General features: G+C 71.7%; 17 protein-coding genes. 10 read left to right on the top strand and 7 right to left on the bottom strand.

The annotated features are described in order from the left end of the window. The first annotated feature begins 65 nt into the window (after window positions 1–65). A complete protein-coding gene (locus ACFVFH_RS34320; protein ID WP_383776429.1) occupies window positions 66–794 on the top strand; it encodes a GntR family transcriptional regulator in 729 nt (242 codons plus the stop codon). A gap of 200 nt (window positions 795–994) precedes the next feature. Here the strand turns inward: ACFVFH_RS34320 and ACFVFH_RS34315 are convergent, their stop codons facing one another. Beyond that, entirely contained in the window at window positions 995–2,587 is a 1,593-nt protein-coding gene (locus ACFVFH_RS34315) for an aminopeptidase P family protein (RefSeq protein WP_383776427.1), read from the bottom strand. Window positions 2,588–2,809: 222 nt separating this feature from the next. Between ACFVFH_RS34315 and ACFVFH_RS34310 the strand changes: the two genes are divergently transcribed. Next, window positions 2,810–5,197 (top strand): collagenase, encoded by a 2,388-nt coding sequence (locus tag ACFVFH_RS34310; protein ID WP_383776425.1) that lies wholly within the window; start codon window positions 2,810–2,812, stop codon window positions 5,195–5,197. Between the two features lie 74 nt (window positions 5,198–5,271). Here the strand turns inward: ACFVFH_RS34310 and ACFVFH_RS34305 are convergent, their stop codons facing one another. Then, the gene (locus ACFVFH_RS34305) at window positions 5,272–5,658 is read right to left on the bottom strand and encodes a barstar family protein (protein ID WP_383776422.1); all 387 of its coding nucleotides are present in this window, start codon (window positions 5,656–5,658) and stop codon (window positions 5,272–5,274) included. A 142-nt stretch (window positions 5,659–5,800) separates the two neighbouring features. After that, window positions 5,801–6,220, bottom strand: coding sequence for a ribonuclease domain-containing protein (locus ACFVFH_RS34300; protein WP_383776419.1), 420 nt, complete (start codon window positions 6,218–6,220; stop codon window positions 5,801–5,803). 376 nt (window positions 6,221–6,596) lie between these two features. Between ACFVFH_RS34300 and ACFVFH_RS34295 the strand changes: the two genes are divergently transcribed. Next, window positions 6,597–6,959: an ATP-binding protein gene (locus ACFVFH_RS34295; RefSeq protein ID WP_383776552.1), complete on the top strand. Its 363-nt coding sequence runs from the start codon at window positions 6,597–6,599 to the stop codon at window positions 6,957–6,959. 59 nt (window positions 6,960–7,018) lie between these two features. Here the strand turns inward: ACFVFH_RS34295 and ACFVFH_RS34290 are convergent, their stop codons facing one another. Both ACFVFH_RS34290 and ACFVFH_RS34285 read right to left on the bottom strand, forming a co-directional pair. Then, the gene (locus tag ACFVFH_RS34290; protein ID WP_383776416.1) at window positions 7,019–8,092 is read right to left on the bottom strand and encodes a DUF2637 domain-containing protein; all 1,074 of its coding nucleotides are present in this window, start codon (window positions 8,090–8,092) and stop codon (window positions 7,019–7,021) included. 191 nt (window positions 8,093–8,283) lie between these two features. Continuing rightward, a complete protein-coding gene (locus tag ACFVFH_RS34285; protein WP_383776413.1) occupies window positions 8,284–9,132 on the bottom strand; it encodes a (2Fe-2S)-binding protein in 849 nt (282 codons plus the stop codon). A 146-nt stretch (window positions 9,133–9,278) separates the two neighbouring features. Here ACFVFH_RS34285 and ACFVFH_RS34280 point away from each other — a divergent pair, with 146 nt between their 5' ends. After that, window positions 9,279–10,028: a GntR family transcriptional regulator gene (locus ACFVFH_RS34280; protein WP_383776411.1), complete on the top strand. Its 750-nt coding sequence runs from the start codon at window positions 9,279–9,281 to the stop codon at window positions 10,026–10,028. Window positions 10,029–10,148: 120 nt separating this feature from the next. On the opposite strand, the gene ACFVFH_RS34275 is transcribed toward ACFVFH_RS34280, so the two are convergent. Both ACFVFH_RS34275 and ACFVFH_RS34270 read right to left on the bottom strand, forming a co-directional pair. Continuing rightward, the gene (locus ACFVFH_RS34275) at window positions 10,149–10,934 is read right to left on the bottom strand and encodes a hypothetical protein (protein ID WP_383776409.1); all 786 of its coding nucleotides are present in this window, start codon (window positions 10,932–10,934) and stop codon (window positions 10,149–10,151) included. A 162-nt stretch (window positions 10,935–11,096) separates the two neighbouring features. Further along, on the bottom strand, window positions 11,097–12,842 hold the full coding sequence (locus ACFVFH_RS34270) for a PucR family transcriptional regulator (RefSeq protein ID WP_383776406.1): 1,746 nt from the start codon (window positions 12,840–12,842) through the stop codon (window positions 11,097–11,099). A 260-nt stretch (window positions 12,843–13,102) separates the two neighbouring features. Here ACFVFH_RS34270 and ACFVFH_RS34265 point away from each other — a divergent pair, with 260 nt between their 5' ends. The 6 genes from ACFVFH_RS34265 (at window position 13,103) to ACFVFH_RS34240 (ending at window position 23,877) form a co-directional block, all read left to right on the top strand. Further along, complete coding sequence (locus tag ACFVFH_RS34265; protein WP_383776403.1) at window positions 13,103–13,993, top strand: FAD binding domain-containing protein; 891 nt, start codon at window positions 13,103–13,105, stop codon at window positions 13,991–13,993. Window positions 13,994–13,995: 2 nt separating this feature from the next. Then, window positions 13,996–14,589, top strand: coding sequence for a (2Fe-2S)-binding protein (locus ACFVFH_RS34260; protein ID WP_383776401.1), 594 nt, complete (start codon window positions 13,996–13,998; stop codon window positions 14,587–14,589). 2 nt (window positions 14,590–14,591) lie between these two features. Further along, window positions 14,592–16,976 carry a xanthine dehydrogenase family protein molybdopterin-binding subunit gene (locus ACFVFH_RS34255; protein WP_383776398.1) on the top strand — a complete coding sequence of 795 codons (2,385 nt, stop codon included), beginning with the start codon at window positions 14,592–14,594 and terminating at the stop codon, window positions 16,974–16,976. A gap of 387 nt (window positions 16,977–17,363) precedes the next feature. Continuing rightward, window positions 17,364–18,815 (top strand): NCS2 family permease, encoded by a 1,452-nt coding sequence (locus tag ACFVFH_RS34250; RefSeq protein WP_383776395.1) that lies wholly within the window; start codon window positions 17,364–17,366, stop codon window positions 18,813–18,815. 51 nt (window positions 18,816–18,866) lie between these two features. Continuing rightward, on the top strand, window positions 18,867–20,018 hold the full coding sequence (locus ACFVFH_RS34245) for an XdhC family protein (protein WP_383776393.1): 1,152 nt from the start codon (window positions 18,867–18,869) through the stop codon (window positions 20,016–20,018). Window positions 20,019–20,121: 103 nt separating this feature from the next. Next, window positions 20,122–23,877, top strand: a complete 3,756-nt coding sequence (locus tag ACFVFH_RS34240) for a S8 family serine peptidase (protein WP_383776390.1) — start codon at window positions 20,122–20,124, stop codon at window positions 23,875–23,877. Window positions 23,878–23,996: the final 119 nt, after the last annotated feature.

Raw genomic sequence — 23,996 nt, 5'->3', positions numbered from 1 at the left:
GATGGGCCCCGAGGGAAACGTGACATTGTATTCTGAGGCCCCGTACGGCGCTGGAGGAACAGAATATGGCCCGCCTGACGACGCTCAACGCCATCTCCGCGCAGGAGCACTTGCGTGACCGGGTGGCGAACGCCCTCAGGGCGGCGCTCATCGCGGGGGAACTGCGTCCGGGCGTGATCTACTCCGCCCCCGCCCTCGCCGCCGACTTCGGGGTGTCCGCCACCCCGGTCCGCGAGGCCATGCTCGACCTGGCCCGTGAGGGCCTGGTGGAAGCCGTGCGCAACAAGGGTTTCCGGATAACGGAGTTGACCGAACAGGACCTCGACGACTTCACCGAGCTGCGGGTCATGATCGAGGTCCCCACCGTGGGCCGGATCGCCCGGATGGGCCGGACCAAGGAGCTGGAGGCGCTGCGGCCGCTCGCCCAGGCGATCGTCGCGGCCGCCGCCGAGCACGACATCATCGGCTATCTGGAGGCCGACCGCCGCTTCCACCTCGAACTGCTGGGCCTGGCCGGAAACCGCCGCCTGGTGGAGGAGGTCGGCAATCTGCGCAAGCGGTCGCGGCTCTTCGGGCTGAACCGGCTCGCCGAGACGGGACTGCTGGTCCAGTCGGCCGAGGAGCACGGTCAGTTGCTCGACCTCCTGATCGCCGGGAACGCGGAACGCGCCGAGAGGTGCATGCTGGCTCATATGTCACATGTCAGGAACCTCTGGGCCGAGGAGGACCCCAACGACACGGGCGCCGGAGGCAGGCGGATCAGAAGAGTCTCGCTGCCGGTCACGGAGGCCTGACCAGCCCCCTGCCCACCACACCTGCCCGCCCCGTCCCCGCCGGCCGACGCCCGCCCCCGTCGCCCGCCCCGGCCGGTCGTCGGCCGTCGCGGATCCGGCCGGCGGGCGGGCGCCTGAGGCCCGCGACCCCAGGCCCCCGGGCCCCAGGCCCCCCGGACCTCAGGCCCCTCGGGGCCCCGGGCCCCAGACCCGCCCCGCCATCAGCCCCGGGTCTCCAGCAGCGAGGCCATCCACTCCTCGATGCCGTCGGCGGTGCGCGGCAGCGCCGACGACATGAGGAGGGCCCCGTCGGCCGTGATCACGAGGTCGTCCTCGATCCGCACCCCGATCCCGCGCAGTGAGCGCGGCAGTGTCGCGTCGTCGGGCTGGAGGTAGAGCCCGGGTTCCACGGTCAGCACCTGGCCCGGTTCCAGACGCCCGTCCAGATAGGCATCGGCCCGCGCCTGCGCACAGTCGTGCACGTCCATGCCGAGCATGTGGCCGCTGCTGCACAGCGTGTACCGGCGGTAGAAGCCGTTGTCCGGGTCGAGCGCCTCGTCCGCGGACATCCGCAGCACGCCCCAGTCGTGCAGCCCCTCGGCGATGACCCGCATGGCCGCCAGATGGAAGTCACGGAAGCGCGCCCCCGGGCGCAGGGCCGCGATGCCCGCGTCCTGGGCGGCGAGCACCAGCTCGTAGACCGTGCGCTGCACGGGGGAGAAGCGGCCGGACAGGGGCAGGGTACGGGTGATGTCGGCGGTGTAGAGGGTGTCGGTCTCCACCCCGGCGTCCAGGAGCAGCAACTGGCCCTCCTCCAGCGGGCCGTCGTTGCGGATCCAGTGCAGGACGCAGGCGTGCGCGCCGGCCGCCGCGATGGTGGAGTAGCCCGGACCGTTCCCCTCCAGCCGGGCCCGCAGATCGAAGACGCCCTCGATCCAGCGCTCGCCGCGCGGGTGCCGCAGTGCCTGCGGCAGGCTCCGGACCACGTCCTCGAAGCCCTCCGCCGTCGCGTCGACGGCCCGCTGCAACTGCCCCGTCTCCCAGGGGTCCTTGACGAGCCGCAGCTCGCTGAGCACCGCTTCGAGTCCGGCCGGTGCCGAGCGGCCGGGCGGGAACGTGCGGCGGCAGCGCAGGAGTTCGTCGACGGACGGGTCCACTCCGCCCAGCACCCTCACCGGTGGCTGCGGCCCGGTGAGCAGCTTCTCCCAGGCGTCCGGATGGGCGCAGCGGATGCCGGTCAGCCGGGCCGCCTCCGCCAGGTCGGGCCTGCGGCCCACCCAGAACTCCCCGTATCTGCGGTCGCGGTAGAACTCCTGGCCGGTCCTCGGTGACCTGGGCCGCAGATACAGCACCGCCTCGTGCCGCTCGTCGCCGTCCGGCTCCAGGACGAGGACGTGACCGGCCTGGTCCTCGCCGGTCAGGCCGGTGAGCCAGGCGTAGCCGGTGTGCGGCCGGAACCGGTGGTCGGTGTCGTTGGAGCGAACGGCGAGCGCCCCGGCCGGGATGACCAGGCGCTCGCCCGGGAAGCGGGCGGCCAGCCGGGCGCGGCGGGCGGGGGTGACGTCGTGGGAGGGGACGCGGGCGTCCGCGGGCAGCGGGATCTCCGTCCAGGCCGTACGCATGAACGCGTCCAGTGCGGACGACACCGGCAGGTCGTGGCTGCTGGTGGTACAGGGCACTGCGGGGGAATGGGGCACGGGCCTTGGCTCCTCGGGGCTCTGTGGGTGCCCGGGGCGGGGCTCCGGGCGCTGTCGGGACGCGGTGGTCCGGTGGGCGCGGACGTGGTGGTGGCAACCGGTGCGTCCGGGCCGCATCCCAAATTCCTTGTGGGAACGGGAAGTTGTCACGCAGATGAATGTGCGTAGGAGGGCTTCCTAAGGACATGTGACATGTGCCATTGTACAGCGCGCAGAGGGGAAGGAGCCGTGCTCATGACACAACATGAGTGCAGACAGCCCCGGTCCGGCACCACCCCCCGCGCATTCCCCCACAGCCGCGCCCCGTCGCGCGGCCACCACTCCGCTGGGAGGCGGCACGTGAAGAACCGAACGGTTCGACAGAGATTCACCGGACTGTCCACTGTGGTCCTGGCAGCATGCCTGGGCGTGGGCCTGTTCACCGCACCGAGCCAGGCCGTGGAGCAGCGCCCCGCGACCTCGGCCGCGGCGCGCCACGCCGGGTCCGCCGACGCTCCGGCGCGGGAGACGAGCGGATCCGCGGAACCGGGCGGGCCCGCCGCGCAGTCGCCGACCGCACCGGCCGGCGACCCCGCCCACACCGGCCGCTCATCCCTCAAGGCCGCCGACCGGCCGCCGCTCTCCGCGTCCAAGGACGCGCTCAGGCGGGACTACGACGACCCCGGCACCGCGCTCCCCAGCCACCTCGCGCCCTCGATGAAGGCCGACTCCCGGGCGCGTGCCGCGTCCGGGACGGCGGCCGCGTGCAATGTCTCCGACTTCACCAGCCGCACCGGAAGCGCCCTGGTCGAGCAGGTCAAGTCATCGACCAGCGACTGCGTCAACACCCTGTTCAACGTGAAGGGCAACGACGGCTACCTCGCCTTCCGCGAGGCGCAGATGGTCACCATCGCCAACGCCCTGCGCGACGGATCGGCCTCCTACCCCGGGAACAGCAGCACCGGCATGACCCAGCTGGTCCTCTTCCTCCGGGCCGGTTACTACGTGCAGTACTACGACCCCGGCACCGTGGGGGAGTACGGGCAGCAGCTGCGTACGGCGATCCAGGGCGGGCTCGACGCGTTCTTCGGCTCCTCGCACGCCTTCGACGTCTCCGACGCCAACGGCGAGACCCTCTCCGAGGCCGTCATCCTGATCGACAGCGCCGTGCAGAACGCCCGCTACCTGTCCGTCGTCAAGCGGCTACTGGCCGACTACGACTCCTCGTACAACGGCTCCTGGTACATGCTCAACGCCGTGAACAGCGTGTACACGGTGACATTCCGCGGTCACCAGGTGCCCGAGTTCATCAGCGCGATCGAGGCCGACCCCAGCGTGCTGACCGCGCTGCACGACTTCGCCGCGAACCACCTGGACCTGCTGGGCACGGCCCAGTCGTACCTGGCCTCCAACGCGGGACGTGAGCTCGGCCGCTTCCTCCAGGAGGCGTCCCTGCGCGGCAAGGCCAGTCCGCTCGCCGCCGATCTGCTCGGCAAGAGCTCCATCACCGGGCCCACTGCCGCGCTCTGGGTCGGTGTGGCCGAGATGGTCGACGCCTACGACAAGGCGAACTGCTCGTACTACAACGCCTGCGACCTCGCGCAGCGGCTCAAGACCGCCGTCCTGCCGGTGAACTACACCTGTAGCGACAGCATCCGCATCCTGGCCCAGCAGATGTCCGCCGCGGACCTCGCCGCCAGCTGCACCAGCCTGCGCAACCAGGACGCCTACTTCCACGAGGTGGCCCGGGACAACGGCGCGGTCGCCGACGACCGCAACAACACCATCGAGGTCGTGGTCTTCGACTCCAGCACCGACTACCAGACCTACGCCGGAGCGATCTACGGCATCGACACCAACAACGGCGGCATGTACCTGGAGGGCGACCCCGCGGCGGCGGGCAACCAGCCCCGCTTCATCGCCTACGAGGCCGAGTGGGTCCGCCCCGAGTTCCAGATCTGGAACCTGAACCACGAGTACACCCACTACCTCGACGGCCGCTTCGACATGTACGGGGACTTCGAGGCCGGGATGACCACACCGACCGTCTGGTGGGTCGAGGGCTTCGCGGAGTACGTCTCCTACTCGTACCGCAAGGAGACCTACGACGACGCCGTGGCCCAGGCCGCGAACCACACCTACACCCTGCGGACCCTGTTCGACACCACGTACGACAACGCCGACCAGACCCGCGTGTACAACTGGGGCTACCTGGCCGTCCGTTACATGCTCCAGTCGCACCGCTCGGACGTCGACACCCTTCTCGGCCTCTACCGCAAGGGCGACTGGAACGGTGCCCGTACGCTGCTCACCTCGACCATCGGCAGCCGGTACGACGCCGACTGGAACACCTGGCTGACCGCCTGCGCGGCCGGCAGCTGCGGTACCGGAACCACCAATCCGCCGACCGACCCGGCGGCCGAGTGCACGGCGAGCGACGCCAGGGAGCTGGGCCAGGACTGCAAGCGCAGCGGGCTGTCCGCCGCCAAGGGTGACTACGCCTACCTGTACGTGGTCGTCCCGGAGGGCGCCGCTCAGCTGAAGATCACCGCCTCCGGCGGCACGGGCGACGCCGACCTCTACTACAACGCGGGCGGCTGGGCGACCACCTCCGCCTACACCAGCCGGGCCGTCGGCGCCGGGAACGCGCACACGCTGACCATCGACAACCCGCAGCCCGGATACCACTTCATCAGCCTGCACGGCGTCGAGAAGTTCGACGGCGTGTCGGTCTCCACCCGGTACTGAGCACCACGCACCACAACGGCCGGTCCGCGGAGGGGAGTCCCTCGGCGGACCGGCCACCGCCGTACCTCATCGGCTCACAGCAGCCGCAGCCCGCCGGGCGTTCCGTCCCTCAGGACGTCCACGATCAGGTCGAAGAGTGTCGGACCCCGGCCGGCCTGCGCCGCGTCCAGCCGCCGACGGGCCTCCGTCCGGTTGGAGGGGTGCACCCGTTCCAGTCCCTGCCGCAGCCAGCGGGCCGTCTCCTCGTGGCCCAGCGCCCGTGCGGAGACGGCGTGGTCCCGCCATTCGAAGTCGAAATCGCCGTCGTCGGGGGTGCCCATCCCGCCGCCGAGGCAGTCCGCGAGGGCGTCGAGGTTGCGGCCGAAGTAGCCGCCCGGTCCGTTCACGGCCTCGCCGATCACTTCCCAGAACCGCTCCAGGCCGGTGACCCGGGAGCCGTCGATCACATAGGTCAGGGTCATGGGGGGAGCGTACAAGCCGCGGAGCGGGCGAACCGCGGAGTCCGCGAGCCACGGAGCGTACGGCTCCGCCTGCCGTCCCCCGTCCGTGATCCGCGCCGCAGGTGGGGGGCTGCGGCGCGGACCGGTCCGGAGGGGCGGGGCTTCAGCAGCCCTGGTCGATCAGGTCGAAGGTGGCGTAGTGGTCGCCGGTGTAGTAGTCCTCCTGCGCCTGCTCGCCGGTGACGATCCGTCGCGCGCCGCGGGTCGGAGAGCCGGGGGTGATGACCGTGTACTCGTGGTAGTAGCCGGTGCTCCGGCTGGGCAGGACGCCTTCGCGGTTCTGGAAGACGACGCCGTCCTGCGAGTACGGGAACGGGCCGCCGACATCGATCAGATGGAGGGTGTCGTGCGCCTGGGAGGGCAGCGCCGAGTAGCAGATGCTGCCGACCGAGCTGATGGAGGCGGAGGCGGAGGCGGTGGAAGCGGTCGTGGCGGTGGCCGCGGTGGCCGGGGCGCCGACGAGGAGGACGGACAGGAGGGCGGCCGCGCCGCCGAGCGTGGTGATCCGTGGGGGGATTCGCATAGCCACCATGATGACGCGCGTAGATACAGTCCCGTCAACGTCAACCGATGTGAATTTTTTGGAAGTTAACCCGGGAGGGGAAATGTGTCGCGCGTGTGTCCAGCGGCCTTCGGGCCGGTTCCGGACCTCTGTTCACTTATTGATGAGTCGACAAGCGTGGCGGCCCGTCTGCGGGGCATGCATCCCGTGAACACGTTCCGCGGAGAAGAGCGACAGGAAGCGGACACCACGGGAGACCGGACGACGATCAGGGAGGCGATGAACTGTGCGGGCGGGGGAGACGATGGAACGTCAGGGAGATGCCGATTCCATGGGAGGCGGAGCCTCGCGCGAGCCGGGGGCGAAGGGACGGCAGCCGGTCCGGCTGCGTCGCAGACTGGCCCACGCCGATCTGGCGGCCGTGGGGGAAGTGCGCCACTCGTTACGGGAGTTCCTGCGCTACCGATGGCGCGAGGAGCCGGCCCAGGTGGCCGAGCTCCTGCTCAGCGAGCTGGTGACCAACGCACTGATCCACACGGGGCACGGCGCGGTCGTCACCGTGAGCGTGGCCCCCACCGCCCTGCGGGTGGAGGTACGGGACTTCGTGCCCGGACTGCCCCTGCCGTACGTACCGGACGCCGACGACGGTACGCACGGCCGGGGGCTGTTCCTGGTGGAGAGCCTCGCCGACGCCTGGGGGGTGGGCGCCCACGCGCTGGGCAAGGTCGTGTGGTTCGAGCTGAACGGCGAAAGGCCCTGACGGGCCGGCCGGGGCCGGGCCGTCAGGGCCGGTGAAGCGAGGATCGGCCGAACGGCCGATCAGCCGAACTGCTGCTCCAGGTCCTTCAGTTTCCGCTCCAGCGAATCGAGCCGGGGCAGCGCCTGGGTGTCGTCCTCGGCGGTGAGGTCGACGGTGACGGGATCATCCTGACTCCGCTCCGGGGCGGCGCCCGGCCCCGTCACGGCTTGAAGGGAGGGCCGGGGGCGCAACGGCAGTTGTCCCGGCTCCGATATGGCGGGCTCCACGACGGACTGCGCGGGGCCCGCCGCGGGGGCGATGGCCTGGACGTCCACCTGGGTGCCGTTGCGGCCGACCCGGCGCCAGGCCCGGTTCTGCCGGTTCAGCGCCTTGATGTGGGCCCGGTCCAGCTTCTCCTGGTCCTTCCTGCGCAGGCGGTTCTGCTCCTTCTCCCGCCTGTCCTCACGTACTTCCTCCACGGCCTCGTCCAGCGTGCGTACGCCTTCCAGCAGCATCAGCGACCAGGCGCCGAAGGTCTCCCGGGGGGCACGCAGCCACCGCACGATCCGGATCTGCGGCAGCGGGCGGGGCACCAGGCCCTGCTCGCGCAGCGCGGCTCGGCGGGTCTGCTTCAGCGCCCGGTCGAAGAGCACGGCCGCCGAGAGCGACATCCCCGCGAAGAAGTGCGGGGCGCCCGCGTGGTCGATGCCGCGCGGCGCGTGCACCCAGTTGAACCAGGCGGCGGCACCGGCGAACGTCCACACGAGCAGACGCGAGCCCAGCGCCGCGTCACCGTGGCTGGCCTCGCGCACCGCGAGTACGGAACAGAACATGGCCGCGCCGTCGAGGCCGAAGGGTACGAGGTACTCCCAGCCCCCGGAGAGGCCGAGATTCTGCTCGCCGAAGCCGACGAGCCCGTGGAAGGAGAGTGCGGCGGCGACCGCCGCACAGCAGAAGAGCAGTACGTAGGAGGCGCTGGCGTACAGGGTCTCCTTGCGTCTGCGGCGCTCCTCGCTGCGTTCCCAGCTGTCGTCGGCCGGGGATGTGTCGGCGGCGCGCTTGCCGCGTGCGACCACCGCCACCGCCGCCAGGACTCCCACGAGCAGCACGGCGCCCGGAAGCAGCCAATTCAGCGATATGTCGGTCAGTCTCATGCGCGGTCCCTTGCATTGCGTAGGGCATTTCGGGCGCCATGATTGCCGAAACCCCATCATGCACAGGGGGTTTCGGGGCAAGAGAACGCCATTGGGTCGGCACGGCGTACGGATGACCGGGATCAGCTCGAATGCCCGCACGCGGCCGATGAGTTGCGTTCGAATTGTACTACTCGCTCGGACGGTGTTGATCAGTGAGCGGGAGTCAGCTTCCTTACCCGGTCGGCGTCACAGGTGCGGGGGCACGTGACGCAGGTGTCCTCGGGGCGCAGCGTGTAGAAGAGGCAGCAGCTCGCCCGGTCGCGGGTGGGCAGCGTCTCGCCGTTCGGCCCGGTCAGTTCGCGGAAGCCCGCGGTGCCGACGTACGGCTTCGTGGTGCCCGGCAGGAGCGCCTCCAGCTCGGCCATGGCCCGCCGCTCCTCGCCGAGCAGATGGGCGACGTACCAGAGCCCCTCGACGATCTCGTCGGTCGCCATGCCCCACAGCGCGCGCCCGCGGCGGCGCATCCGGGGGCCGAAGCCGTCGAGCACCGGGCCGATGTGGTCGGCCACCGCCGCGAGCACCTCGGCCCGCAGCGCCGCCTCGTCGGGCACCACACGGGCACCCGGCAGCACGGCGGCCGGATCGTCCGGCAGACAGGCGAACTCCCGCACCCGGAGGGTCAGGTGCCCCAGCGCCCGCTGGAACGTCACGTCCTCGACGGGGATCCGGGGCACCCGCCGGTGCAGGAACCAGGGCACCGTCACCAGCAGGCAGGCGGGCCAGGCGTAGCGGTGCAGCCCGAAGCTGGCGACCACGTCCGGGCGGGGCTCCTGCCCGTAGTCCCGCACCACCTGGGCGTGGTCCCAGGCGAGGAAGGTGTCGAGCGCCGCGCCGCCCGCCGCGAGCTCGTGCGCGCCCACCCAGCCGTTGCCGTCCGGGGCGGGCTCGCCGTCCGTCAGCACCTGTGCGCGCAGCCCGGGGAAGACCTCGGCGAGGCGTGCGTAGGCATCCGTCACGGCGGACGCCGTGGTGCCGGGAAGCAGGGCGGGGAGTGTCATGCAGGGACCACCGAATCGCGACCGTTAGCAGGTTAGCCTTACCTTACCCGACCGGATCGATGTTTGAACTGCGGCGTCCTGCGCCTATCGTGCACGAGGGGCATGGTGCACGCGAGCCGCGCCCACGGCAGGCCGAGGAGGTCCGAGTGGAGCAGGGCAGGGCAGGCGAGGCGTTCGGGACCGCCGCGCCCGCGACCGCCCCGGCGGTCGTCCGGGTGCCCGAACAGGCCCGTGGCGAGCACACCCACAGCGAGCCGCCCGCCCCGCGCGCGGCGGTACGGCGGCACTCCGTGCGCGGCCAGGTCCTGGAGGCGCTGCGCGCGGCCCTGGTCGACGGCAGGCTCGTGCCGGGACAGGTCTATTCGGCCCCGGCCCTCGGCGCCCGCTTCGGGGTCTCCGCCACACCGGTGCGCGAGGCGATGCAGCAGCTGGCCATCGAGGGCGCGGTCGAGGTCGTGCCGAACCGAGGGTTCCGGGTGTCCGAGCGGGGCCCCCGCGAACTCGCCGAGCTGGCCGAGGTACGGGCCCTGATCGAGGTCCCCGTGATGCTGCGGCTGGCCCGTACCGTCCCGCCCGGCGCCTGGCGCGCCCTGCGCCCGCTGGCCGATGCCACGGTGGCCGCCGCGGCCGTGGGCGACCGGGCGAGCTACGCCGAGTCCGACCGTGCCTTCCACGGCGCGGTCCTCGCACTCTGCGGCAACGAGCAGCTGGTGATGGTCGCCGACGACCTGCACCGCCGCTCGCAGTGGCCGCTGGAGAGCAACCCCGCCACCCGCCGCGCCGACCTCCTCGCCGACGCCGCCGAGCACACCGCCCTGCTCGACGCGCTGATCGCCCAGGACCTGCCCGTCGTGCAGTCGCTCGTCCGGGAACACTTCACCGGCGCCGAGGGCTGAGCGGCGGCGGCGCCCCGGCCCGCCGCCCCGCCCGCGCGGCCGTTCCGGGACTCGCGGCGGCCGCACCCCGGACGGCGACGGCTCTCCGACGGCGGACGGGCCCGGGGGCGCCCCGCCCTCTCAGTTCGCGTCGGCGGTCTCCGCGGGAGGCGGGTCCAGATGCGGCGCCAGCCAGGTCGGAACGCCCCCGAGCAGCCGGAACAAGCGGCCCGCCTCGGCGCGCAGCCGGCCCGCCAGCTCGGGTTCCGGCTCGGAGTCGGCGAGGGCGATGAGGGCCGGAGCCGTACCGATCAGATAGCCCAGCTCCTCCCTGATCCGCAGCGACTCCGCGAAGCCGTGCCGGGCCTCCGCCAGCTCGCCCTCGCGCATTGCGAGCAGGGCGAGATGGCGCCAGGTGGAGGAGAGCAGCAGCGCGTCGTTCTGGGCGGTGGCCCCGGCGTGGGCCCTGCGGTAAGCGGCGCGGGCCGCCTCCGGCGAGTCGGCGATGTTCTGTGCGATCAGGCCCCGCCGGAAGTCCAGCAGCGGACGCCCCGGCGCGGACGGGGCCAGCAGCGCGGCGGCCCGGCTCAGCGCGACACTGGCCTCGTCGGCCCGGTCGCGTACCCCCAGGAGGGTCGAGGCGTAGGCCAGATGGCCGCGTTCGCAGGCGGCCGCCCCGCGCTCGGCGTCGTCGTGGGCCAGCGCCTCCGCCGTACGCAGCGCGTCCTCGGCGTCGGTCCAGCCCTTCCCGGTGTACAGACACCGCTCGGTCAGCAGGGCGGTCCGCTGGAGCGCGGCGGCCGGGTCGGTGCCGGCGCCGGGTTCGAGCAGCGCAGCGGCGTCCGTCCAGCAGGCGCGTGAGCGCAGCCGCCATACCGCTGTCTGGAGCGGCGGATCGTCATCTGCTGTCGTTCCGGAACCAGACATGGCGGTATGCGCCACATTGCCCTCCCCGAGCGCGCCATCGAGCTGTTGGGTCTGGCGGAATCTCAGCACGGATCGGCACGCCGGGCCAAGAGGTCGTTCCCTCTCAGGTGAAAGATTTCACAAACGAATGGAACGGCCAACAGCCGTGACGGGGCGGGGAAATCAGCTCATACGCAGGGCGAGGAAGAAATCGAGCTTGTCCTCCAGGCGCGCGAGGTCACGTCCCGTCAACTGCTCGATTCGCCCGACCCGGTAGCGCAACGTGTTGACGTGCAGATGGAGCCGGGCCGCGCAGCGGGTCCAGGAACCGTCGCAGTCCAGGAACGCCTCCAGCGTCGGAATCAGCTCCGCGCGGTGGCGCCGGTCGTAGTCGCGCAGCGGATCGAGCAGGCGTGCGGTGAACGCACGGCGCACGTCGTCGGGGACGAACGGCAGCAGCAGCACGTGCGAGGCCAGTTCGTGGTGCCCGGCCGCACAGACCCGGCCGGGGCGGGCCGCCGCCACCCGGCGCGCGTGCCGGGCCTCCTCCAGGGCGCCGCGCAGCCCCTCCGGCGAGTGGACGGCGGCGCTGACACCCAGGGTCAGCCGGCCGTCGTCGGCGAGTCCCGCGGAGAGCGGTTCACGGACCGCGGCGAGCAGCACGTCCGCGTGGAGCGCGGGATCCTCGTCCGCCTCGGCGCGCGCGTCCTCCGGGCCGGCGTCCCGGGCGGGCGCGGCCACGGCGGGCAGCGGCACGAGGGCGACCGCCTCCTCACCCGTGTGGGCGACCGCGATCCGGTCCGCCGAGTCGGGGCCGGTGACCGCGGGGTCGACCAGGATCTCCTCCAGCAGCGCCTGGGCGACCGGGCCGCCCGCGACATCGGGGCCGGAGCCCTTGGGGGCCCCGGCGGCGGACCGTCCCTCCTCGCCGCCCCACTCGACCCGTGCCACCACGACCTGCCAGTGCGGCGCGGACCCCAGACCCGGCAGCAGCACCGGGGCCGCCACCCGCAGCCGGGCGGCGATCTCGGCGGGCGGCGCGCCCGTCTGGACCAGCTCCAGGACCTCCTGGGCGAGCCTGCGGCGTACCGTACGGGCCGCGTCGCGCCGGTCGCGTTCCACGGCGATCAGCTGGGTGACGCCCTGGAGCAGGTCGAGCCGGGCCGACGGCCAGTCGCCCGCGTCCGCCTCGACCGCCAGCAGCCAGTCCGAGAGCACCGACTCGCGGACGTCGCGGGAGGCCGGGAGGGCGCCGCGGCCGGTGTTCCGGATCGGGAAGAGCGAATACGCGGTACCGCCGACCGTGGCCCGGTGCGGGGCCCGGCGGCCGGTGCGGGTGGCGGCCAGATGGTGCCCGGCCAGGGCCGCGCCGACCGGGCCCGGCAGTGACGTTTCACCGGCGCCCGCGATCTGCCGACCGGTGGGGGAGAGCACCCATGCGTGCAGGTCGAGGTCGGATCCGAGCAGATCGAGGACCACCTCGGGGCCGCCGCCCGTGGGCCCCGAGGTCATGAGTCTGCGGTGCCGGTCCACGACCGCGGCCAGATCGCCCGCCCGCTCCCCGGACACCTGGCGGACCACATGCTCGGTGATCGTTGCGAACGCGACGGTCTCATGGACGGCGAAGAGCGGCAGCCGGTACTGGGCACAGGCGGCCACCAGATCGCCCGGGATGTCGCCCAGCTCCGCCTCGCCCGCCGCCAGCCCGGCCACCCCGGCCCCCGCCAGGATCCGTACGAACGGCTCCGCGTCCGCGGCGTCCCTGCGCCAGGCCAGGCCCGTGAGGACCAGCTCGCCGCCGGACAGATAGCGGCTGGGATCCCGCAGGTCGGTGGTCATCACGCCACGGACGGAGCGGTCCAGCTCGTCCTCGCCGCCGAGCAGCCGCAGGCCCAGCGCGTCGGTCTCCAGCAGTGCGCGCAGCCGCATCTCGTCGCCGCCGATCTCTTTCGTTGGTGCGGGTGAAAACTGGGTATTGCGGTGAGGTTACCGATCCCCGCCATTCGTTCGAATCTACAAGACGAGGAGATCGACCAGCCAACTCCTTCATGGTTTCGGTGACTGCACCGGGTGGAGCACGGCTTGTGTACTTGGCCCCACACCGCGTGAACAACACATGAACGACCAGCCGAGGGCCGGCCGCACCCCGCCCCCCGTGAACGACCCGATCCTGAAGAAGAGAGCCACTCATGGACTTCCTTCGCCCCGCCAGCTGGGAGGAGGCGCTCGCCGCGAAGGCCGAGCACCCGACGGCTGTGCCCATCGCGGGTGGCACCGATGTGATGGTCGAGATCAACTTCGACCACCGGCGGCCCGAGTTCCTCCTGGACCTGAACCGCATCGGAGACCTGACCGAATGGGAGGTGGGCCAGGAGAGCGTACGGCTCGGCGCCTCCGTCCCGTACAGCCACATCATGGAGCACCTGCGGACCGAGCTGCCCGGACTGGCGCTCGCCTCGCACACCGTCGCCTCGCCGCAGATCCGCAACCGCGGCGGCGTCGGCGGCAACCTGGGCACCGCCTCGCCCGCCGGGGACGCACACCCGGCCCTGCTCGCCGCCGGCGCCGAGGTCGAGGCCGAGTCCGTCCGCGGGACCAGGATGATCCCGATCGACGTCTTCTACACCGGCGTCAAGCGCAACGCCCTCGAACCGGACGAACTGATCCGGGCCGTGCACATCAAGAAGGCCGACGGGCCCCAGCAGTACTCCAAGGTCGGCACCCGCAACGCGATGGTCATCGCCGTCTGCGCCTTCGGCCTGGCCCTGCACCCCGGCACCCGCACGGTGCGCACCGGCATCGGCTCCGCCGCCCCCACCCCCGTACGGGCGAAGGAGGCCGAGGAATTCCTGAACGCCGCGCTGGAGGAGGGCGGCTTCTGGGACAGCCGGACCATCATCACCCCGTCCATCGCCAAGCAGTTCGCCACGCTCGCCGCCGGAGCCTGCAACCCCATCGACGACGTGCGCGGCACCGCGAGCTACCGCCGCCACGCGGTCGGGATCATGGCCCGCCGCACCCTCGGCTGGACCTGGGAGTCGTATCGCGGCAACGGCCGCAGCACCGAAGGAGCTGCCTGATCATGCGCGTCAATTTCACGGTCAACGGCCGCAGGCACGAGGCGGACGACGTCTGGGAGGGCGAGTCCCTCCTCTACGTGCTGCGCGAGCGGATGGGCCTGCCCGGCTCGAAGAACGCCTGCGAGCAGGGCGAGTGCGGCTCCTGCACGGTCCGCCTGGACGGTGTGCCGGTCTGCTCCTGCCTGGTCGCGGCCGGCCAGGTGGAGGGGCGCGAGGTCGTCACGGTGGAGGGCCTCGCCGACTTCGCCGCCCACCGCTCCGAACGGCACCCGGGCAGCGGCTGCGCCTCCGGCGCGTGCGGCATCCCGCTCGACGAGGCCCGGCGGTGGGAGGCCAGGCCGGGCGGCGGGGAGAGCCGGGACACCGGTCAACTCTCGCCGATCCAGCAGGCGTTCATCGACGCCGGAGCCGTCCAGTGCGGATTCTGCACCCCCGGCCTGCTGGTCGCCGCCGACGAACTGCTGGAACGCAACCCGGAACCGTCCGACGCGGACATCCGTGAGGCGCTCTCCGGCAACCTCTGCCGCTGCACCGGCTACGAGAAGATCCTCGACGCGGTCCGCCTCGCGGCCGCCCGCGCGGAAGAAACGGTCTGACGATGGGCGTAACCGGCAACCCCACCAGCATCAACCAGGGCACCCGCACCAAGGGCGGCATCGGCGAGTCCACGCTGCGCCCCGACGGCATCCTCAAGGTCACCGGCGAGTTCGCGTACTCCTCCGACATGTGGCACGAGGACATGCTCTGGGGCCACACCCTGCGCTCCACGGTCGCGCACGCCGAGATCGTCTCCATCGACATCTCGGAGGCGCTCGCCACCTCCGGTGTCTACGCCGTGCTCACCTACGACGACCTGCCGACCTCGGTGAAGAACTACGGCCTGGAGATCCAGGACACCCCCGTCCTCGCCCACGGCAAGGTCCGCCACCACGGCGAACCCGTGGCACTCGTCGCCGCCGACCACCCGGAGACCGCCCGCCGGGCCGCCGCGAAGATCAGGATCGACTACCGCGAGCTGCCCGTCATCACGGACGAGGCCACCGCCACCGCCCCCGACGCGATCCTCGTCCACGAGGGCCGCGACGACCACCACGCCGGGCACGTGCCGCACCCCAACATCGTGCACCGCCAGCCCATCGTCCGCGGCGACGCCGACGCGGCGGCGGCCCGCGCCGATGTCGTCGTCAGCGGCGACTACGTCTTCGGCATGCAGGACCAGGCGTTCCTCGGCCCCGAGTCCGGACTGGCCGTGCCCGCCGAGGACGGCGGGGTCGACCTGTACGTCGCCACCCAGTGGCTCCACTCCGACCTGCGCCAGATCGCACCGGTCCTGGGCCTGCCCGAGGACAAGGTCCGCATGACGCTCTCCGGGGTCGGCGGGGCCTTCGGCGGCCGCGAGGACCTGTCGATGCAGATCCACGCCTGCCTGCTCGCCCTGCGCACCGGCAAGCCGGTCAAGATCGTCTACAACCGGTTCGAGTCCTTCTTCGGCCACGTCCACCGGCACCCGGCGAAGCTCCACTACGAGCACGGCGCCACCCGCGACGGCAAGCTGACCCACATGAAGTGCCGCATCGTGCTGGACGGCGGCGCGTACGCCTCCGCCTCCCCGGCCGTGGTCGGCAACGCCTCCTCGCTCGCCGTCGGCCCGTACGTCATCGACGACGTCGACATCGAGGCCATCGCGCTCTACACCAACAACCCGCCGTGCGGCGCCATGCGCGGCTTCGGCGCGGTGCAGGCCTGCTTCGCCTACGAGGCCCAGATGGACAAGCTGGCCGCCGCACTGGACATGGACCCGGTCGAGTTCCGGCAGCTCAACGCCATGGAACAGGGCACCCTGCTGCCGACCGGACAGGTCGTCGACTCGCCCGCCCCGGTCGCCGAACTGCTGCGCCGGGTCAAGGCCAGGCCGCTGCCGCCCGAGCGCCAGTGGGAGGTGGCCGGCGAACAGCCCGACGTACGGGCGCTGCCCGGCGGGCTCTCCAACACCACCCACGGCGAGGGCGTCGTGCGCGGCATCGGCTACGCGGTCGGCCTCAAGAACGTCGGCTTCTCCGAGGGCTTCGACGACTACTCCACCGCCCGGGTGCGCATGGAGGTCATCGCCGGCGAGCCGGTCGCGACCGTGCACACCGCCATGGCGGAGGTCGGGCAGGGCGGCGTCACCGTCCACGCCCAGATCGCCCGTACCGAACTCGGCGTCTCGCAGGTCACCATCAACCCGGCCGACACCCGGGTCGGCTCGGCCGGTTCCACCTCCGCGTCCCGCCAGACCTACGTCACCGGCGGCGCCGTGAAGCACTCCTGCGAGGCGGTCCGCGAGAAGGTCCTGGAGATGGGGCGCCGCAAGTTCGGCACGTACCACCCCGCCTGGGCCACCGCCGAACTGCTCCTGGAAGGCGGCAAGGTCGTCACCGACGGCGGCGAGGTGCTGGCCGACCTGGTCGACGTACTGGAGGACGAGGCGGTCGACATCGAGCTGGAGTGGCGCCACCGGCCCACCGAGGCGTTCGACCTGCGCACCGGACAGGGCAACGGCCACGTCCAGTACTCCTTCGCCGCCCATCGCGCGGTCGTCGAGGTCGACACCGAGCTCGGCCTGGTCAAGGTCATCGAACTGGCCTGCGCCCAGGACGTCGGCAAGGCGCTCAACCCGCTCTCCGTCGAGGGCCAGATCCAGGGCGGCACCACCCAGGGGCTGGGTGTCGCCGTGATGGAGGAGATCCTCGTCGACCCGAAGACCGCGAAGGTGCGCAACCCGTCCTTCACGGACTATCTGATCCCCACCATCCTCGACACCCCGACCATCCCGGTCGATGTGCTCGAACTCGCCGACGACCACGCCCCGTACGGGCTGCGCGGTATCGGCGAGGCCCCCACCCTGTCGTCGACCCCGGCCGTCCTCGCGGCGATCCGGAACGCGACGGGCCTGGAGCTCGACCGGACACCGGTGCGCCCCGAACACCTCACGGGCACCTGAGCCACGGCTCCATCCGGATTCTCCGGGCGGTGCACGCCTGCGGGGACGTCACATGTCACCGCCCGCACCGCCCGGAGAGACCGCCGTACCGCGGCACCACAGCCGCGCGGTACGGCAGTCACGCAGCACCGCAGTGCGGTCGCCACGCAGTGCCACCGTGCGGTGGTCACGCAGCACCGCAGTCACGCACCACCCCGCGCCGCACAGGTACCACGTCACATGTCGTACGCGGCCGCGGCACGTACCGCTTCACCCGTCACATTCCACTCTGCATGAACAGTTCGCCTCGGGCCGTCCCCCGGGTCGTGCCGCCAGCGCAGTCATCCCAAATCCCGTATATCGATTCTTCATCGCGGGTGCCCCTGTGAACCTTGGGAGTCAGGCATCATGACCCAGCAGTCAGTGGAGCCCAGGACCGGAGCGGAGGACGCGGGCAACGGCTCGCGCGTCCCCGCCGGAAGATCCTGGCTCGACCGGTACTTCCACATCTCCGACCGTGGCTCCACCGTCGCGCGCGAAGTGCGCGGCGGCATCACCACCTTCATGGCGATGTGCTACATCCTCCTGCTCAACCCGCTCCTGCTGTCCGGGCCGGACGCGGCGGGCCACCGGCTCAGCCACGCCGGGCTGATCACGGCGACCGCCCTGGCCGCCGCCGTGTCGACCCTGCTGATGGGCTTCATCGGCAAGGTGCCCCTCGCCCTCGCCGCGGGACTCTCCGTCTCCGGCGTGCTCGCCACCCAGGTGGCCCCCCACATGACCTGGCCGCAGGCCATGGGCATGTGTGTCATGTACGGCGCCGTGATCGTGCTGCTGGTCGTCACCGGGCTGCGCGAGATCATCATGAACGCCATACCCCTGGCACTCAAGCACGGCATCACCATCGGCATCGGCCTGTTCATCGCGCTGATCGGGCTGGTCAACGCGGGCTTCGTCGGCAAGGGCGCACCGGTCACGCTCGGCGTCGGAGGACAGCTGGCCGGCTGGCCCGTGCTGCTGTTCTGCGTCACCCTGCTGCTCATCTTCATGCTCCAGGCCCGCAATGTGCCCGGCGCGATCCTGATCGGCATCGTCGTCGGCACGGTCCTCGCCGTCATCGTCAACGCGCTCACCGACATCAGCCCCAAGGCATGGGGCGGCAGCGCGCCCGAACTCCAGGGCAGCGCGGTCTCGATGCCCGACTTCGGGCTCTTCGGCCACGTCGAGTTCGGCGGCTGGGGCGACATCGGCGTGATGACCGTCGGCATGATCGTCTTCACCCTGGTGCTGGCCGGCTTCTTCGACGCGATGGCGACCATCATCGGGGTCGGCACCGAGGCCGGGCTCGCCGACAGCAAGGGCCGTATGCCGGGCCTGTCCAAGGCCCTGTTCATCGACGGTGCGGGCGGCGCGATCGGCGGCGTCTCCGGGGCGTCCGGGCAGACCGTCTTCATCGAGTCGGCGACCGGCGTCGGCGAGGGCGCCCGCACGGGCCTGTCCTCCGTCGTCACCGGTGTGCTCTTCGCCGCCGGACTGTTCTTCACCCCGCTCGCCCAGATCGTGCCGGGGCCGATCGCCGCCGCCGCGCTGGTCGTGATCGGCGCGATGATGATGCAGAACGCCCGCCACGTCGACTGGAGCGACCGCTCCGTCGCCGTGCCGGTCTTCCTGACCGTGGCCCTGATGCCGTTCACGTACTCCATCACCGCCGGTGTCGGCGCCGGGGTGATCTCCTTCGCCGCGATCAAGGCGGCCCAGGGCAAGTTCCGTGAAGTGGGCGTCTTCATGTGGGTGCTGACCGGCGTGTTCGTCGTGTACTTCGCGCTCAGCCCGATCGAGAGCTGGATCGGGGCCAAGTAGCACCGGTGGCCCCTTCAGCCCCCTCCGCACATCCGTAGAAGGAGAGACGCCATGCTGGACATCGCCGAGGAGCTCGACCGGTGGGTCGGGCAGGGACGCGAATTCGCCGTGGCCACCGTCGTGGCGGTCGGCGGCAGCGCGCCCCGCCAGCCCGGAGCCGCACTCGCCGTCGACCGCGACGGCACGGCGATCGGATCGGTCTCCGGCGGGTGTGTGGAGGGCGCGGTGTACGAACTGTGCGGGCAGGCGCTGGACGACGGCGCCGCGGTGCGCGAACGGTTCGGCTACAGCGACGAGGACGCCTTCGCGGTCGGGCTGACCTGCGGCGGCGTCATCGACATCCTGGTGACACCGGTCCGTGCGGACGACCCCGCACGGGCGGTGTTCGCCGCGGCGCTCGCCGCCGCCGCACGGGGGTCGGCGGCGGCGCTCGCCCGGATCACCGACGGCCCGGCGGAGCTCGTCGGGCGCCCGTTGCTCGTCCACCCCGACGGCTCCTACGAGGGCGGGCTCGGCGGGCACCCGGAGCTGGACCGGACCGCGGCCGCGGACGCCTGCGCCATGCTGGACGCGGGCCGCACCGGCCCCGTCGTCATCGGCGCCGACGGCTCGCGCTGCGGACAGCCGCTCACCCTGCTCGTCGAATCGAGCGTCCCACCGCCCAGGATGATCGTCTTCGGGGCCATCGACTTCGCCTCGGCCCTGGTCCGGGCGGGCAAGTTCCTCGGGTACCACGTGACATTGTGCGACGCCCGCTCCGTCTTCGCCACGAAGGCCCGCTTCCCCGAGGCCGACGAACTCGTCGTCGAGTGGCCGCACCGCTACCTCGCGACGACCGAGGTCGACGCGCGTACCGTCCTGTGCGTCCTCACCCACGACGCCAAGTTCGATGTCCCGCTGCTGGAAAGGGCGTTGAAGCTGCCGGTCGCCTATGTCGGGGCGATGGGATCGCGGCGCACCCATCTGGAGCGCAACGACCGGCTGCGCGACGTCGGCGTCACGGAGCTGGAACTGGCCAGGCTGCACTCGCCGATCGGTCTCGATCTCGGAGCCCGTACACCCGAGGAGACCGCACTGTCGATCGCCGCCGAGATCGTCGCCGACCGGCGCGGCGGCAGCGGTGTACCACTCAAGGGCGCGCACACCCCGATCCATCACGAGCCCGGACAGCCGCCCACCGGAGTGATCACTTCCGTGGCCTGAAACGACGGCCCGGTCCCGGCCGGGGCGGGCGGGTTGCCGCCACGGCGGTTTCACGCCAGGGGGAACCCGCTTGCGGCCCCGGCCCGGCAGGTAGATCAGCGGCATGACTTCCACACCTTCCTCCGCCTCCGGCCGGGCGAGATCCGCCCGCGCGGGACGCAGAGCACTGCTCCTGGCGACCTCGGTCGCCCTCGCGAGCGGTGCGCTGGTCCCCGCGGCCGGTTCCGCCACCGCCGCCGCGGGCGGGCCCCGGCCCGCCGAACGCCGGGACGCCTCCGTCCAGGAGTACGACATCACCCTGCTCACGGGCGATGTCGTGCACTACACCGACGGTGCCGGCAAGCAGGACACCGTGACCGTGGACCGCCCCGACGGCGCGAGCGGCGGTGTGCACGTCCAGCAGGCCGGCGACGACATCTACGTACTGCCCGACGAGGCCACCGCGCTGCTCGCGGCCGGGAAGCTGGACCGCAGGCTGTTCAACGTCACGGCCCTCGCGAAGATGGGGTACGACGACAAGCGTTCGGGCGGCATCCCGCTGATCGCCACCTACCCGGCGGGCAAGGGCCGTTCGCTGCCCGCCGCTCCCCGGGGCGCCAGGAAGGTCCGCACCCTCGACAGCATCCACGGCGCCGCGCTGAAGGCGGGCAAGGACACCGCCCGCACCTTCTGGAACGGCATAGCCACCGCGCCGTCGGCCCGTTCGCTGGCGGGCGGCATCGCCAAGCTCTGGCTCGACGGCCGGGTGGAGGCGGCGCTCAAGGACTCCGTGCCCCAGGTCAACGCCCCGCAGGCGTGGGCCGAGGGATACGACGGCAAGGGGTCCAAGGTCGCCGTGCTGGACACCGGCATCGACGCCACGCACCCGGACGTCAAGGACCGCATCCTCGAAACGAGGAGCTTCGTGCCGGGCGAGGAGGTCGTCGACAGGAACGGCCACGGTACGCACGTCGCCTCCACGATCGCGGGCTCCGGCGCGGCCTCCGACGGTGTCAACAAGGGGGTGGCCCCGGGCGCGGACCTGATCATCGGCAAGGTGCTCGGCGACGAGGGCTCGGGCGCCGACTCCGGCATCATCGAGGCCATGGAGTGGGCGAAGGCACAGGGCGCCGACGTCGTCTCCATGAGCCTCGGCTCCAGCATCCCGGACGACGGCTCCGACCCCATGTCCCAGGCGGTGGACGCCCTTTCCGCCGATGGCGGTCCGCTCTTCGTGATCGCCGCGGGCAACGCCTACGGCGAGGGCACCATCGGATCGCCCGGTTCCGCGGAGAAGGCGCTCACCATCGCCGCCGTCGACAAGCAGGACCACCGCGCGGACTTCTCCTCCATGGGCCCGCTGGTCAGGTCCTACGGTCTGAAGCCCGACCTCTCCGCGCCGGGCGTGGACATCAACGCGGCCGCCTCGCAGTCGGTCCCGGGCATCGAGGGCATGTACCAGTCGATGTCCGGTACGTCGATGGCGACCCCGCACGTCGCGGGCGCCGCCGCCATCCTGAAACAGCGTCACCCCGACTGGTCCGGGCAGCGGATCAAGGACGCGCTGATGAGCTCGTCCAAGGAGCTGGCGGACTACACCCCGTACCAGCAGGGGACCGGCCGGCTCGATGTGAAGGCGGCGGTCGACACCACGATCGAGGCCACCGGCTCCGTCGCGGTCGCCTCGTACGACTGGCCGCACTCCCCGTCCGACCCTGTCGCCGAGCGGACCATCACCTACCGCAACACGGGTGCGAAGGACGTCACGCTCGACCTGGCCACGGACACGGACGCCGATGCCTACACCCTGTCGGCGAAGCGGCTGACCGTTCCGGCCGGGTCCACCGCCGAGGCCGTGCTCTCGCTGGACCCGTCGAAGGTCGCGAACGACACGCGGTTCTCCGGCCAGGTCGTCGCCAGGGACGCGGCGGGCGCCACCGTCGCCCACACCGGCTTCGCCCTGAACAAGGAACAGGAGCTGTACGACCTGACGCTGAAGCTCCAGGGCCGCGACGGCAGGCCGATGGACGGCACCGTCGTCCTCGGTGCGCTGGGCGACCCGCAGCTGCAGCCCGTCGAGGTCGCGGGCGAGACCACGCTGCGGCTGCCCCCGGGCAACTACACCGCCTGGACGGCGGCGGACATCGCCGGTGACCGCGCCGACTCCAAGGCCCTCGCCTTCCTCGCGGCGCCCGAGATCCTCCTCGGCAAGGCGACCACGGTCACCCTCGACGCCTCCAGGGCCCGCAAGGTCTCGGTGCGGACGCCGAAGGAGACCGAGACCAGGCAGCTGCGATATGACATGGCACGCACCGCACCGGACGGCACCGTCCAGCGCGACGCCTACCAGATCCCGCTGACCTACGACCAGCTGTGGGCCGCCCCCACCAAGAAGGTCACCCAGGGCGGCTTCTCCTTCCTGACCCGCTGGCGGCAGGGCGAGAAGCTGATCGACCTGACGGCCGGAGGCCGCGACGTCCCGGTGACCGTGCAGGGCGGCTCGCCGGTCGCGGAGAGCGGCACCCGCAAGCTCGCCGCCGTCTTCGCGGGCAACGGCGCGGTGGCCGACTACAAGGGCCTGGACGTCAGGGGCAGGGCGGTCGTCGTCCGCCGCAGCGACGCGGTCGCCCCCGAGGACCGGGCCGCCAACGCGGTGGCCGCGGGCGCCGGCGCGCTCTTCGTCGTCAACGACGGCGACGGCGTGCTGATGGAGTCGTACGCCCCCTACGGCACCGAGACCGCCGTCCCGGTCGCCTCGGTGCAGCGCCTCGCGGGCGCGAAGCTGATCGAGGCGGCCCGGCACGGTTCGAAGGTGACGATCGCGCAGCGGAAGTTCGCCCGCTACGTGTACGACCTGGTCGACCGGCACGACGGTGTGGTCCCGGACCGCTCGCTGGAGTACGCTCCGCCCGCCCGTCGGCTGGCGAAGGTGGAGAACACCTTCTACGGTCACAAGGACATGCTCGGCGGCGGCTACCGCTACGACATCCCCGACTACGGTCCGGGCATCGGCTTCGAGGAGTACGAGAAGTTCCCCGGCACCCGTGACGAGTGGGTCACCCCGCTCCCGGGCGCCTCCTTCTGGTACGAGAACCACTCGGTCCTCGACGCCACCGGGACGGACTTCGTCCAGGAGATGCGCAGCGGCGAGCTGGACTACACGGCGGGCCGCACCTACCCCGCCCAGTGGTTCGCCCCGATCGCCCGCCCCCGCCTGGGCACCGGCTACTGGGGACCGTTCCGGTCCGTCAACAACGACATCCAGTACAACTTCACCCCGTGGACGGACTCCGGCGCGGGCCACTCGGGCGCCATGCCGGTGGACGAGTACGACACCACCGTCACGTCCTTCTACCAGGGCGACACCCTGATCAAGAAGGCCGCGGGCCGGGCCGGCTTCGCCTGGGACGTCTCGCCCGAGAAGCTGCCGTACCGCTTCGTGCTCGACTCCGCCCGGGACGGCGACGTGTGGAAGACGTCCACCCGCACCCACACCGAGTGGAACTTCGTCTCGGGCGCCATGGACGAGAACGGCCCCTACCAGGCCGACATCCCGATGCTCCAGCTGGACTACCGGGTCGGCACCGACCTGGCCGGTGACGTGAAGGCCGGGAAGTGGACCGAGGTCGGTCTCTCCTCCGGTACGCAGGAGTGGCTGGCGGGCGCGGTGAAGGCCACCGGGGCCTCGCTGTCGGTGAGCTACGACGACGGGACGACCTGGGAGGAGGCGCGGCTGCGCAAGGACGCGGCAGGTTCCTGGACCGCCCGGTTCAAGACCCCGAAGAAGGCCGGCGGTTTCGTCTCGCTCAAGGCGCACGCCGAGGCGCCCGGCGGGCTGGGAGTCGACCAGGAGATCGTCCGGGCCTTCGGTCTGAAGTGACCTGCTGAGCTTCTTCCTCAAGGCGGCCGCGCACCCCTGCCGGGGGGGGGCGGCCGCCGCTAGTTACTGTTTGTTTTTGTATAAAATTTTTGTACTTATGTGTCTTTTAAAAAAAAGAA

The organism is Streptomyces sp. NPDC057697 (assembly GCF_042799335.1).
Taxonomy (GTDB): domain Bacteria; phylum Actinomycetota; class Actinomycetes; order Streptomycetales; family Streptomycetaceae; genus Streptomyces.
Note: the sequence above shows the minus strand (reverse complement) of the source record. Positions and strands in the feature narration are given on the sequence as shown.